We start from the raw sequence: 15,226 nt of genomic DNA, 5'->3' as shown, positions 1-15,226 counted from the left end.
TCTAGCCACTCGAAGCGGTCCTGGCCAGCGGTGAGCTGTGCGTCGTACCGATAGAGCGAGCCAAGCCGACGGTTCCAGACGTCCTGCACGTCATCGAGCCACTCCTGCGTCTCGTTGGTCTGCTCGATGGCAGTACCGAGCCCCTCGTCCTGTGATCGGACGACAGCTAGTCGGTCGGCCGTCGCGGTTTCACGGTCAGCCAGCTCCTCGACAAACGCGTCGAGCAGTCCAGAGACAGTGTCTGTCTGGATGTCTTCGTCACGAACCAGCTGGACGTCTTCGCGGAGGCCTGCGATGGACGACCGGAGCTGTTGATTCGCTTCTTGCAGATTGATGAGCCCGTCTGCATCCGTTTCTATCGTCTTCTTGAACCCGCCTTCTTCGAGGAGTTTTCCAATCGGCTCGCGGGGAAGCAGTTTGAGGCGCACCGTCGACAGACGGCTGTCATCGAGCAGCACGGCGTTCTCGAGGGTGTTTCCGTCTTCGTCGATTGCGACGAGGGTTCCCTTCTGGCAGAACCCCCAGATGATCGCCCGAAGTGCGGGCCGTGTCTTCTCATAGAGGTCGACTGTAGGGCCGGCATCGTCGGACGCCCGCTCGTTCAGCGCTGAAACGACGCCATCAAGCACTGTGTGCACGTTGAGACCATCGTCGCGGTCCTTCAGTTGTTGACCCGTCAGTGCCATCACGTTTCGCTGAATCGACTGTTTCTTCCCATCATTGGATGTGGCCGACGGGACCTGTATCGCCCGTGCCCACGCCGGAAGTGGGTCGTCGGCTGAGAGTCCCACTAACGCGTGGAGGTGGTCCTCGGTCACCTGCAACATCACCGGGTGGAAATCATCGGGGTACCCCACGTCGACAGCCGTCTCGACCGCTGCAGAGAGGCTGCTGATGTCCGTCCGGTCCTTCACTGTGTATGAGCCACGCCCCAACGCACTGACGAGCTTGCTCTGCACTGCGCTTGCCCGCTGATCGAGGTCTCGTTCCACGGCAGGGGGGACGGTGTGCGAGGAAATCGCATCACGAAGCGCCCACCATTCGACGAGGTGAGTCCGAAGGTCGTCCAGTCCGTCCGTATCGATCGACCAGTATAGCGGGTCGCCCTCACCGTCTTTGGCCGTGTGATCGGGTCGAACACCACGCACGGCGACCGAGACGTCCAGCCCACCCTCGGCATCGATAGTCGTCTCGAAGGCAGTTCCGTCGAGGTCGAACCCGTACGCGACAGGATACTCATCAGTCGATTCTTTGTACGGAACCGACTCGGGGAGTGAGAGGTCCTGTACGATGTGGTCCCAGAGGTGTTCGTCGAGGGCCGTCAGAACTGCGTTCCAGTCTGGGTTCGCTTCGTTTTCCTCGGTGTCGTCGTAGATCTCACGCTCTTCTTGGGTCGCAAACCGGTATCGAGCGCCCGTCTCATCGCCCGTTGGGCGGATGAACTTCTGAAGACGGCCCAACGATTCCTCAACCCTGTTTTGTGTGCTAATCCAGGAGCGGCCATCGAGGTCCGACATCACCGCGACTGCGATGTTCCCCTCGTTGAGTGGGACGATGTCGTGGACGTGCTGCAGCAACAACACGGCCTTCGCAACTTTGAGATCGAACGGTTCGAGATTTCCATCGTCGACCTCGTCGGCGATTCCAGGCGTCCGCGCCGAACCCTCGATGACTCGCATATCCGCGATGAGTATCTCACGTAGCTCTGGCTTGATCAGTTCGTAGAATTCGACGAGCGTAACGACGTGATCGGCCTCCCCGTCGTCGACCCACGACTGCAGGAGGTTGTGCATGAGCGCGAGGATCGCCCGTGCGGTCCCCGAAAAAATCGATTTTGCCGGGTCGCTCGCTTCCTGGCGAAGGTTGAACAGGATTTCGAGGAACAACGGGGCGTGATACGGCAGGAACGGGTAGTACCTGACTAGCTCTTCTTCGTCGATGCTGTCGAGCGGCGGATTCGTGTTCTGCTTGATGTTGTTGTAGACGAGCGATTCGGTCGGCTTGACCGACGCCTCTTCGAGCAGCTCCCGAATGGCTTGCTCGCCGTGGTCCGATTTCTCGAAGAGCCGGCGCTTTGCAATCTCGCCGACGTGTTTACTGGGGAGTTGATAGCGATGGGGGAAGCGGTCCTTGACAATACTGAAATCTGCACCGTGGGCTGCGAACTTCGGCTGGACGTCTTCGATCTTCGCCTGTGCGGTCGCGACCAACTGGATGTCGCCGTCGCCGATGTCGTCGACGTTCTCGGCGAGTGTCTGCAGCTCGGTCAGCCGTTCGAAATCCGTCCCGATGAAGAGGCTCACCTCGTCGAGCAACACGACGAGTTTCACTGGTCGTCCCAGTTCGGCCGCTCGCTCGGCGCGAAGCTCTTCGAGCCGACTCACTACCTCCTCTGGGTCGATGTCAGATGGTTGCAGGTCTGTGTAGCCGTCGCGTGTTCCGTTGACCTCCTCGAAAAGTCGAGGCAGGACGACGTCCGCCAGTGCACCATATTTCTGGATGTCACGCCAGAGCGTCTTCGACTGCCACACGTCTCCATCGCCTGCGGTGTCGATGTCTTCGAGGACTGCCTCAGCACGGGCCTGCCGGTCCTCCCACGCGTCGGTCGTTCGGAACCACTTTTCGAAGAACGCGACGTCGAGTTGTGACGACAGCCCTTTCGAGGTGTCGTCGTCGACACCGGTCAGGTCGGGGTCCTGATGAGCGTGTCTGAGGACGATTTCGCTGAAGCTTCGCCGCTTCTGTCCCTGGTATTTGAGCAGGTTGACTGAGATCGGGATGACGTAGTACTCGTCGTGAAGTGTCTGCCAGTGGTCCTCGAGCCGGCCGGTATCCCCCCCCGTCAGCTCCTTGTGAGAGGGCCGACCACACTTCATCGCCCTGCCCATCGAGCCATTTGGTGTCCAAGAGCCCGTCAAGAACCGTCAGCAGGTGGCTCTTCCCGCTCCCGTAGTAGCCGTAGAGCCAGTAGTTCGAGCCGGTTCGCATGTCGTCTGCTCGGCCAAGCATTCGGTCGACGAAGTCCTCGACGAACCGGCGAGAGTCGGCCGTCATGTGATAGGATCGAATCGCCCGCTGGCGGTGGTCGTCCTCGTTGCGGTCGATTCGAACGGACTCCTCGAAGTCTTCTGGAAGGTCCTCGAACCACTCTACCTCGACCATCACCGAGTCCCTCCATCGGTCGCCCACGAGCCCGGGTCACCGCTGGGTCGAAGGGTGAGTCCGCCACGGACATCGAGGTACTCCCACGCATCGGTCTTCGCAGCCCGATCGAACTGCTCTTCCCATCGATCTTCGGGCTGAAAGAGGTAGAGCAGTCCACGTGGCGCCGTAAGCCACCCGTTGTCGCTGTCTTCGTACGAGTAGTCCATCGCGACGAGCAGTGGGATGTCGCCTATCGAAGGGGGCGTCCCAGCAACTGATCGCTGTCCATCGAGGACGCCGATGTCACGCATCACTGACCGAAACCCCTCACACCATCGGTCTACCGTTGAGTCGGCATAGTCGAACGAGCCACCATCGGCGTATTCGAGGTGGCCAAGGAGGTCACGGAGTGTTTCGTTCGAGAAATCGAGCGACTCGGGGGAACCCTCAGCCATGCGAGCAACGTATTCGTGGACGACGTACTGCACAAGCGAATCATCCGCAATGAGATAGAGATAGAGCACCTGCGCCTTATCGCGAGTCGTCTGGCAGGTATCGAGAATCGACGGGAGGATGCTCGGGTTCGGAAGCGCACCAGGAGCGTTCTTGAACCGCGCAGTCAGGACACGGTAGATCTTCTGTGCACTTCCTCGTGTGCTCCGATTCGAGCGTCGTTCGTCGAACCACACGTCTTTGACGTCATTCCAGTTTCCGTACTCCGCGTAGAGACGGGCGAGTTCCTCAGCTCGCTCGATGAGGAGCCCACACATGGTGAGATCCATGTTCACCTCACCAGAGGAAAGTCGTCGAGAGAGCGACGGGAGTGCAGACCCACCACCGTCCGACACGAGAGACATATCTTGGTGAACTGAATCGACCCACTTTACCTTTCGTTAATCTGTTCGGTTCCGACGGTTGAATCAAGCTCCGTACGCTGAGCTGTCCGGTTTGTTACGGCGGTCTCGTGTTCCTGCCATGCCGGTCGTGAAATGTGCACATGTTTGCTCGGCGCAGACAAGCGGACGAGCGTCTCTTTGTACCAAGGTGGGAAATTCTCTACAGCGTAAGTATAATGTGTTCTTGATTACGACGGTCAGTCATGTCGGTTCCTCCCAGATTCGGGCATAACGAGGCGGTGTTACGTTGACCCGTGATGTCTCGAAGCGGATTCGCAAGCGGTTCCATGACCGTGGTCGCGACTCCGGTTCCACGACTGGCCGTGTGTCTACAGCCACTCGACGACTGAGCGACTTCGAGTCCAAACGAGTACAATGACGTTCGATGACCACTCGCCCACTGCATATACCGTCGTTCGACAGCTCGAGCGGTTCATCGACGAGATCGGGCGGCGTAACGCCACGGCCCACTTCACCAGCTTGTTCGATGGCCGCTATTTGAAAGGGCGTGAGTTGCTCCAGCGCCCCGAACGGTTCGTCGAAGACCACCTCGTGTTCCCCGTGCTCGAATCGCTCGGCCATAGCGTTCGGCCACGGCCGATTCAGTACGCACCGCGATGGCTAAAACGGAGCGGCGTTCCGGATTTCGCGCTTACCACGGTCCCAATCCCCGAAGCTCAAGCAAAGGACATCCGGCTGTTTGGCGAGGTAAAAACCCCGAATAAGATCGCCTACGCTCGCGAAGACGCTCGCGAGTACATGAGCCGCGACATGGATCTGAATGCGCTGATGGTGCTCACAGACGGATTCGAGTGGGAACTCGTGCTCTCTGGTAGCTACGCCGAGTATCCGACGCTCGATCTTGAGCCAGTGTTCCGTGAACTCCGGAAACGGCTCATCGAGAACGAATCATACGACCCACATTCAGTACGAACGCTCGTCTCTTCCCAACCCATCGACCTGTTCACAGCCTCTGGAATTCGAGATATCGTTGAGCGGGAGTACGCTGTTTCATTTCCCGACTCCGTCTAGGAAGCGAGCGATATTAGCAGCGCTCCGTCTCCTGCTGGAACAACACAGTTGTCGACCCGGCGAGGGTTCTCACAGGCTGACTATCGAACCCCACTCCGAGCACTCGGAGCTGGCCCTTACTCGACGTGATGTTGCAGAATAGCTGATGAACGTATAAACGAATCAGTCGACCTGATACGAAGTATTTGAAATAAAATAGGTTCAGGGAGGAGAAAGCAGACGGTGTAGCTACCAGTCGGAGAGCCGATTTGGTCAATCGAGAGGGGCAATCAGACGACCCAGTACAGTGCTCAGCAACCTGCCGTTCACTCGTACGGGTACGACTGAGTACTACAGAATAGATAACCACAATACACAACAGCCAAACTGGAGGGACAGCCGTGGAACAGATCACCGAGTGGCTGAAGGACCGACCGTACTACGACGGTCAGTTGGCCTACCAGCGACGAACGCCGGGGAGTGCGGCCGCAACGGCTGCGATCGACCTCGACCATCGGGTGGCAGGCGCGCTGTCGCGACGCGACATCGACGAGCCGTTTCGCCATCAGACGGCAGCTATTGAAGCGGTTCGTGCTGGCGATCACGTGATACTGGCGACGCCAACGGCTAGTGGAAAGAGTCTCGCATACACAGTTCCCGCCTTCGAACGCGCGCTAGAAAGCAACGGGACAACCCTGTACGTTGCTCCGATGAAGGCGCTCATCAACGACCAGGCGGCAACGCTCCGAGATATTGCCGCTGACCTCGGTTTTGGGGAATCTGTCGATGTCGCTACGTATACGGGCGATACGTCCACGAAGGAACGCGAGAACATCCGAGCGCGACAACCGGATATCGTGTTGACCACCCCCGATATGCTCCACCAGAGCTTCCTTCCGTATGGGACGTCCCCGCACCACTGGCGGTGGCTGTTCCAACAACTCGAGACAGTGGTTGTCGACGAGGTTCACGAGTTCCGAGGCATCTTCGGGAGCCATATCGCCCTCGTGTTTCGGCGACTCTCTCGGTTGGCCGAGTTCTGTGGGTCGACGCCCCAGTACATCTGCTGCTCTGCGACGATTGGCAACCCAATCGAGCATGCTGCGGCGGTCACGGGGCAGTCGGCCAGCGACTTCACGCTCATCGACGAGGATGCAAGTGCGACCGGCCCCCGCCAGTGGTTGTTCTGGAATCCGCCACTGCGAGAGGATGCGGAGGTGGAGGATGAATCGCAGTCAGTACCTGACGCGACCGCGGACTTCCAGCCTCCTGTTGAGGTCCCACACCACAACGAAATCATCGGTGGGGAGCGCCGGTCACACCACCCTGAGACGGTGCGGTTGTTCTGCGACCTCGTCCAGCAGGGCTACCAGACGCTGGTATTCACTCGCGCACGCCAGGGTGCTGAGCAGTATGCCAACTGGTGTGACGAACAACTCCGCTCCCGAGGGGCGGGCGATCTGGCCGAACAGGTCACCGCCTACCACTCGGCGCTCGACGACGATCGACGGACGACCATCGAGAGTGACCTTCGAGAGGGCATGATTCGTGGCATCTGGAGTACGAACGCCCTCGAACTGGGGATCGACGTTGGAAGTCTTGACGTCGTCCTCCTCGATGGCCATCCCGGCACCAGTATGAGCACGTTCCAGCGGGCCGGCCGTGCGGGCCGAGGGCAGAATCCGAGTCTCGTTATTCTCGTGGCGAGCCCCAATCCGTTAGATCAGTACTGTATGGCGAATCCCGACCAACTATTCGAAGGAGAGCCAGAACAGGCAGCGGTCAATCCGTCGAACCAGCAGATTCTGGACGACCACGTCTGCTGTGCCGCCCACGAACTGTTCTTGGATACAGATGATGACGAGTACTTCGGTGACCGGTATCCATCAGCAGTTACGTCGCTCACCGACGAGGGGCGGTTAGAGCGGTTCAGTACTAAGAGGGGACTACGCTGGCGTTACGGCGAGGAGCAGAGCCCACAGCACCAGATGGACATCCGGTCTATTGACGACCGCCAGATCGATCTCTATGATCCGCTACGTGAGACGACGCTCACCACGCTCTCGTTCGGCGATGCACTCCGCGATGCGCATCCGGGGGCCATCTATCACCACCAGAAGCGGACGTACCGAGTCACTGAGGTTGACTACGACGCTGACCGGGCGGATCTCGAATCCGTCCGAACGATGGGATACACCCGGCCACTCACCGAGAAACGAATCGCGATTGATGAGGAGCTCACGACCAAAGCCCTCGCGACGAACAACGACGTCTCGGTGGGATTCGCCGAACTGACTGTTTCCGAGGAGACGACGGGGTACATGCTCTACGACCATCTGACCGACGAGGAGGGGATCGAGCAAATGTTCGACGAGCCACTCCCCGAACGCTCCATCCACACACGTGGACTTTACTTCACCATCCCCCCAGCCATCGAGCAAGACCTCAGGCTCGCGAGCGACCGCGAGGACGGGCTCATCGCGAGCATCCACGCGCTGGAGCACGCACTCATCTCGCTGTTTCCCCTCGAAATTCTCTGTGCACGCCGTGACGTCGGCGGACTTTCGACGAACTACCACGAGGAGACGGGCCTGAGTACGGTATTCGTCCACGACGGCCACCCAGGCGGCGTCGGCCTCGCTCGCGAAGCGTTCGATTCGCTTGATGCGATGCTGATGCGGACACTCGAAATGCTCCAGGGCTGCCCCTGTGATGATGGCTGCCCTTCCTGTGTTCACTCCCCACAGTGCGGGAACGCAAACCGGACGCTTGACAAACGGCTTGCTATCCGGCTTCTTGACCACTTGCTCGGGAATGCCGTCGTGCAATAGGCTGGAGGTCGAAGCAGCCTTTGCTGGACACGTTGGCGTCACTGAGCCGCCATACGTAGCTTTCACTCCGGTTACCCCTCTTACGTCAAGTGCTCGTAATCGACTGCAGATACGCCGTCGCTCCGTCGCTCATCATCCCGAAGCTTGATACCGCACTCGTGTATCCGAAGGGGTATGTCTCACCGTCTGTTGATTACTGGTCCTGATTTTTCTGCCCTCGAAGCTGAAGCGTTCGAGTTTCTCGGTGCGGAAGTGGGGACACACCCGGAGAGTCTTCTGTATCTCGGGCCGCCTGACCATCCGGTAGTGGCGACGGAAGATCGCTGGCAGGACGTCGGACCACCAGCATCGATACGGACCGAAACCCTCGATGGCCTCGTCTCGGCGTGGTACGAACAGACGCAGTACAAGGGGCCAGTGACCAACATCGACCAGCCCCTCCTGTCTCGCTTAGCCGAACTAGGGGTCGAAGGAATCACGTCTCCCGACAATCCGCTCTCGACTGGCGACCGGTTTCCCGGCCCTGGGCTCGTCGACGAAGCGAAAGCGCTGTTCACCGAACTTGAGTTCGCAGGACTACTCTCGGCGGATGCGATGCAGACCCGGCTCGCTGAGGAAGGGCTAGCCACGCAGGCACCGCATGTCGGAGAGCTCGCGAGCGCTATCGAAGCCGCTCGAAGCGACATTCTCGCGGGTACACTTCGGGAGACGTACCGCTCCGAGCGGATGCACGAGGTCGTGACCGGCGAGACAACCCCTGAGGAAGTGTTCCCAGCCGTCGATGCCGTCGTCCTTGGTGGCTTCACGAATCTTACCGTCTTAGAAACGGAGCTCATCCGATCGCTGGCCGAGTGCTGGCCGATAGTGGCCTTACTCCCAATGCAGGTCGATACCAATTCCCCGACGGGCATTGACAGTGGCATCGAGCGTATCATTGAGGTGTATCAAGAGTTGGACTTCGAGCGTGAGCATCATTCCGAGACCAACTCTGTGACCACCGCTCGACGGAAAGTCGTCCGCTCGCTCTTTCGTCACCCCAGCCACTCGCCAGCAACGGATGATATCGACTCTGCCGCACTGGATCTCTCCATCGTCCGACCCGAGACCGTCCCAGAGGAGACTCGAGCAGTCGCCCGCGACATACGGACCCGGCTTTCTGACGGGACGCCCCCGGAGGAAATCGGCGTGGTGCTTCCAAGCTCAGTCCAGTATGCTCAGCGAGTGCGCGAGGTGTTCGATGCCTACGAGCTTCCGTTCAGCCTTCGCACCGATATCCCCCTTTCAGAGACGGCGACCGGCCATCTCGTCGAAACCGTGTGCGAACTTGCAGGTGAACCACGGTCCCTCGATTCGATTCTCGACCTGCTTACGAACCCGTTGGTCGAACCTGACGTGTTCAACAGTGCGCTCGACTACCAGCACCTCAGCCGTGTCGCCGCGCGTGTCGAGACCGCTCGATTAGACTCGACGCTCCAGCACGTCGACGACGACGTTGCGTCAGCGGTCGATTCGCTCATTCAGATGCTCGATAGGCTCAGGGACGAACCGCTCGACAACCTCCCTGGTGCACTCGAATCGGTGTTTGAGCGTCTTGGCGTCTCGGAGGATTGTTTAGAGAATCACTCTCGACGGTTTTCCCGACGAGAAGCAAGTGCTCAAGAGCGTCTCGACCGGGTGCTCGAAACGCTCGCACTCACCGCAACGAAAGCCGACCTAGCGCTCGGTGACTCTCTGGACCGCCTCGATCGCGCGCTTCACGACGTCTCGATTCCAGCGTCTGGGCAACCTGCCGAGAACACCATCATCGTCTGTGGGCTCGCTGATGCGGCGGTCCATGAGTTTGACCAGATGTACATTCTGGGTCTTGCGGCGACACATATCCCATCGAACGCCGACCGGACGGCGTTCACCCAACCGATCTACGATGCCCATCCCGACTTTGAGCAGACAGACGTAACCGCTGAGGCCCGCTATCGTCTGGGTACACTCTTAGGGAGTGAGGGGTCGATTCGACTCTCGGTTCCCCAGCGAAGCACGAGCGGAGAGCAGTACGTCGACGCAGACCTTCTGACCGAACTCGGTCGGGTAGTGAATCTCTCAGCGATTACTGACGATATGCGAGCTAATGAACCAGGAACTCAGGAAGACATCCAACGAACAATCGGTGGTGTCCTCGGTGAGACATCCGAAGAGCAGAGTGAGGGGCTCGTTTCGCGGGCTGTCGAGGTGGGGGCGTTCGAGACCATGCAGTCCGCCCGCATCAACGCGGGTGTCGAATGCGCCGCCGCACGTGCGAGTCCTGAGCTAACACCATACGACGGCCAACTCACAGCCGAGACGGTCGCTAGCGTCCATGACACAGCGACTCGCGAGCCGTATAGTCCGAGTCGGCTCGAAACGTACGCTACCTGTGGCTTCAAATACTACCAGCGGCGTGTATTGGGGATCACAGCCCCGGATCCGCTCACGCGAGAACCTGATGCTGGGCGACGCGGTTCGTACATTCACGACGTGCTCGAACACTACTATCGCTCACTACAGACCACTCTGGGTGACCCGGTCGAACCCGCTGGCGAGTTCGAGGACCGAGCAGAACGGCTGTTGAAGACTGCACTCGACCGCCTGGCAGAAGCGTTCGACGGCTACTCAGAGACGGCGTTCCACGAGCACTGGCTGCGAACGGTGCTGGCCGGACTGGGAACACCAGCGACCAACCCGTACTATCAGGCTGCCGAGGGTCAGAGTGGGCCAGAACCCCCTCGTGGACTGTTCTACCGGTTTCTGGAACACGAGTTCGACGAGCTGGCCAAAGCGACCGCCCGCCCTGCGTGGTTTGAAGCTCGCATTGGAGAACCCTACGATGCCGGAACACCCATCAGTGACGCCCCTGCCCGTATAGAAACGCCACAGGGCACAGTCCCGATTCACGGACTCATCGACCGCGTCGAGACAGTCCCGGGAACTGATCCTACACAGGTGGTGGTCCGAGACTACAAGACTGGCAACTCGATTCCGGGCGAGAGTGAAGCACTGAGTGGAGTGAAGTTCCAGCTCCAGCTGTACGCGCTGATGGCCGAAACCGCACTCGATGGGATTGAGGTCGTCGGTGGAGCGTACTACCAAGTTTCCCCACCGAGATCGGTCAACTCACGAAGCGGCCTGCTCACGTCCCAAGAGATGGCGGTGTACTATCGCAGCGACGATGTCGAGACGCCGCTACTACGTCGTTCGTATCCCTACTTCGAGACGCACCAAACATTCCGGCGGTTCATCGACGAGACGACGCCCGAACGGCTCGGCGAGCTCGCGACGGGCATTGCAGATGGCCGGTATCACCCGACGGTCCTTGACCCACAAGACGCCGGGTGTCGGTACTGCGATTACGCCCACGTTTGCGATGTCCGCACCCACCAGCGTCAAGACACTATCGAGTCGATCGACGACGCAGGACTCTCGGCGTATATCCCACTGAAGGCCAGACACACCGATTTCGAAGACGCCGTGGAGGTGGAGTGAAATGGTCTCATACGACGACCTGACCGAAGAACAGCAACAGGCTGTCGACGGCCTCGACCGGAACGTCACGCTGACTGCCGGTGCTGGGACGGGCAAGACCACGACGCTGACGGCGCGGTATCTGGCGATGATAGAGCGCTCGCTCGCAGAACAGACCGATGGGGGGAGCGGGGATGAGCGACTCCTCCCAGAACACATCCTCACGACAACGTTCACCGAACGAGCCGCAAACGAGCTGGAAGAAAGCGTCCGCGAAGAAATCACCGACCGCGTCGGCACGCTTGACGCCGAAGAGTTCGACGCGTGGCGTACCGTTGCCGACGAACTCGAACAGGGGTACATCCACACCGTCCACGGATTCTGCGCGCGACTCCTGCGTGAACACGCCCTGACTATCGACGCGGTCGACCCGGGATTCGAGACGTTAGATGAGAACGAATCAACGGCGCTCATCCACGACACCGTTGGCGGTGTCCTCGAAAAGTACGAATCCCACGAGGCGACTCGGACGCTGGCTCAGCGGTTCACACGAAGCCAGCTCCACGACGTCCTCACCGACCTCTTGATGGAGCGACCGGAGAGTCTCGAGTGGGCAGACCGCTGGGTCGATGCCACCGAAGAGGAGTACATCGGGTTCGTTGAATCGGCGCTCCACCCTATCGACCCAGAGGTCGCTGCAGATCGACTCGCTGATCCCGAGTTCGTCACCGCCGCGACCACACTGACTGAACTCGTCGAGAAACCCCCCGATATCGACACGGGTGGACAGACCTGGGGGCGTGCAGTGGGTGCTGTCGACCGGCTTACTTCCGGGTTCGACGATGGCGTTCCATCACGGGCCAAGCAATCGACAATCGCGGAACTCAGTATGTATCTCACCACTGGCGATGGCGAGCGCTATGCGGGCTACAGCGGGGCGAAATCTCGCTGGGGCGACCATCCCCAGAAGCCGGAGTTCGACCGTGCCTTCGAGACGCTGGTCGAGACCCTTCGCCCCGAAGACCATGCAGTCAATGTCGACTTGGACACCGAAGCCAACAGCTTCCCGTTCGTCCATGCGCTTGCCACACTGACTCAGATTGCGTCTGAAGAGTACGAAGAGCGCAAAGACCGCCAGAATGCGGTCGATTTCACTGACCTCATCTCACTGACGGTCGCGTTTCTCGAGAACCCGGCGAACGCCGCCATCCGCAATGAGTTGCGGGAGCAGTTCGCCTACGTGATGGTCGACGAGTTCCAGGACACCGACCCGCGACAGTGGGACCTCATCACCCTGTTGACGGCAAGTGACGGCGACACGTTCGATGCGCGGAACGTGTTCGTTGTCGGTGACGTCAAACAGAGCATCTATCGCTTCCGGAACGCCGACGTGACGCAGTTCCGCGAAACAGCGGCTACCCTCGACCAGGTAACCCAGCGAGCAGCGGATGCTGGTGACGACGATCAGCTCTCGACGAATTTCCGAACGCTCCCGAGTGTACTAGAGTCAATCAACCAGCTGTTCGAGTCTATGTTCGATGAGGACGGTGAGCCCTACGAAGCAGTTCCACAGTCACTGACGCCCGCTCGCGATGATCCCGATGGATTGGGGTCGGTTGAGTACCTCGCCGTGCCAACGGACTCTGATCTCCGAGCGACACGGTGTGGCCACTACGAGGCGTTCGCAACAGCAACGCCAGCACACGACGCCGAACTCGAGGCGACAGCACTTGCCGCTCGGCTCTCACAGGTGTTGGCCAAACCATTGGAAGTCTATGCGACAAATGACGACGCCGAAGCCGATGGTGATTCTGACGCTGAAGCAACCGACGAGGGGCCGATACCCCGCGATATCGAACCAAGTGATATTGCCATCCTCATCCGGAGCCGGACACATCTCAAAAAATACGAGCGGGCGCTGGAGGCTGCCGGTGTCCCATACTCGGTCGCTTCGGGGACCGGATTCTATGAGGCGCCGGAGATAACGTCGCTGTTGAACCTCTTTCGAGCGCTTGTTGACCCATCGGACGAGCGGGCACTGTACGCCACGCTCCGCTCTCCGTTGTTCGGATGTACTGACGACACCTTGGCACAGCTGAAACGCCAGGGCGACCCGCTGTGGGGCGCGCTCGCGGCAAGTGAATACGACGAACTAGAGGCTGCATTCGACCTTCTCAGCGAGTGGCGACAGCTGGCTGGCCTTGCTGACGACTCCACGGGAGCCGATGACTCGTGGGCAGCGTTTCTGACGCGAATCCTCGAAGACACGGGCTATCTGGTGAGTGTGAGCGCTGACGAACGACCACAGCAGGCGAGGGCAAACGTCGAGAAGTTCCGCGAGCAACTCCGCGGGTGGAGTGATGATGGCGTCCGTAGCCTGACGACGCTCGTGAATCGTATCGAACGTCGTATCGAGCTTGGTGGCCGCGAAAGCGAGGCCGACACTACCGGCGATGGCGTCCAGATTTTGACTATCCACGACGCGAAAGGGATGGAGTTCCCGTTCGTGGCCGTCCCCGGCATCGGACGAGAGTTCAAGGACGACGCCAGTCTCGGTGGGGGAAAAGTCGAATTCGAGCGAATCGGTGAGCAGTACGCTGTCGGCATGAAAGCGCCTAGTCCGAACGATCCGTTCGACATGGTCGACACGATCGCTCGCGAGACGATTCGCGAGCAACGCCGCGCCGAGGAGCGGGCCGAGGAGAAGCGTGTCCTGTATGTCGCGTGTACTCGTGCGAGGGATCACCTCCTCCTGAGTGGGTTACACGACCTGGCCGATGCGGATGAGGGCCCCACGATGACGAACCTCGAAGAGCCTGACCCAGAGTCGGCTTCCAGTTGGCGTGACTGGGTTCAGCCGGAGTTGCTTCCGGACGATGTTTGTACCACTCTCAGTACGGAAACCCACGTTCAGCGGTCGTACGGTGACGGTGAGTACACTGTCTCGCTACCGACGCCCCCGGCTGAGCAGACACCCTCTGACCCTGATGTTGACCCTGTCGTCGAGCTCTCGCCGAGCCCCCCAGCCTCCGAGGCACAATTCCGACTTTCTGCGACCGATCTTGCCTCGCTCCTCGCTGACTACGGCGTGCTCGAATTCGACGATGAGACGGGGACACTCCACGTCACCGCACCTGATGAGCAAGCTGATACCCCTGAGTATCGGCACGCCGAAGACACGCCAGCCGCTGATGCAGTAGCCTCCGATCCTCAGAACCAGACAGACTCACGGGCAGAGGAGGGAGACCTTGACGCGCTCCACTTTGGCGAGTTAGTCCATCGGCTCTGCGAGCTCCGCCCACCGGAAGCGCACTGGTCGAGTCTTATCGACCAGTCGCTAGCAGATGCGGGAATCGATGAATCACTTACTCCAGCAACGGAAGAGCGAGTTCGTGCCCACGCCCGACGAGGGATGGCATACGTCGATGAGCACACGTCTGATGAGGTTGAGTACCAGTACGACGAACTCTACGTCACCGCGGAGTTTGACTACGGGGAGATCTCTGGATACATCGACCACCTGATCGTCACCCCAGACGCCTACCATATCATCGATTACAAGACCGGCGAGGTCTCCCCTGACGAACTCGACACTGATGCCGCGTACTACGCGAATCAGATGAAGGCGTACGCCGCCGCACTCCATCAACAGGGGACGGGCCGGGCAGTCGAAGTCTCGCTCGTGTTCACCGCGCTGGGGGACGCGTGGCATCGCGAGTGGACGCCCGAAGAGGTCGAGGCCATCGAAGCCGAAATTGCGACTGCGATTTCGGCCCGGACAGAGGTGCTCCCTTCCTCGTAATCTCAGTCTGGACATCGGTGCGACTCTTGATTGGAGCCGATCGCTGT

General features: G+C 59.8%; 6 protein-coding genes. 4 read left to right on the top strand and 2 right to left on the bottom strand.

Going from position 1 to position 15,226, the window contains the following annotated elements:
• Together GQS65_RS04705 and GQS65_RS04700 are read right to left on the bottom strand one after the other, a co-directional pair.
• A partial coding sequence (locus tag GQS65_RS04705; RefSeq protein WP_233265034.1) for a hypothetical protein occupies positions 1-2,888 on the bottom strand: 2,888 nt, incomplete at its 3' end.
• Positions 2,889-3,161: 273 nt separating this feature from the next.
• The gene (locus GQS65_RS04700) at positions 3,162-3,926 is read right to left on the bottom strand and encodes a DUF1819 family protein (RefSeq protein ID WP_158203518.1); all 765 of its coding nucleotides are present in this window, start codon (positions 3,924-3,926) and stop codon (positions 3,162-3,164) included.
• Between the two features lie 489 nt (positions 3,927-4,415).
• Here GQS65_RS04700 and GQS65_RS04695 point away from each other — a divergent pair, with 489 nt between their 5' ends.
• From GQS65_RS04695 to GQS65_RS04680, 4 genes are all read left to right on the top strand, one after another.
• Entirely contained in the window at positions 4,416-5,072 is a 657-nt protein-coding gene (locus GQS65_RS04695) for a hypothetical protein (protein ID WP_158203517.1), read from the top strand.
• Positions 5,073-5,452: 380 nt separating this feature from the next.
• Positions 5,453-7,882 (top strand): DEAD/DEAH box helicase, encoded by a 2,430-nt coding sequence (locus tag GQS65_RS04690; RefSeq protein ID WP_368279833.1) that lies wholly within the window; start codon positions 5,453-5,455, stop codon positions 7,880-7,882.
• Positions 7,883-8,056: 174 nt separating this feature from the next.
• The gene (locus tag GQS65_RS04685; RefSeq protein ID WP_158203516.1) at positions 8,057-11,398 is read left to right on the top strand and encodes a PD-(D/E)XK nuclease family protein; all 3,342 of its coding nucleotides are present in this window, start codon (positions 8,057-8,059) and stop codon (positions 11,396-11,398) included.
• Position 11,399: 1 nt separating this feature from the next.
• Complete coding sequence (locus tag GQS65_RS04680) at positions 11,400-15,179, top strand: UvrD-helicase domain-containing protein (protein ID WP_158203515.1); 3,780 nt, start codon at positions 11,400-11,402, stop codon at positions 15,177-15,179.
• Positions 15,180-15,226: the final 47 nt, after the last annotated feature.

The sequence above is a fragment of the Halomarina oriensis genome (genome assembly GCF_009791395.1).
In the GTDB taxonomy this organism is placed as follows: domain Archaea; phylum Halobacteriota; class Halobacteria; order Halobacteriales; family Haloarculaceae; genus Halomarina; species Halomarina oriensis.
This window is presented reverse-complemented; position numbering and strand designations above follow the sequence as displayed.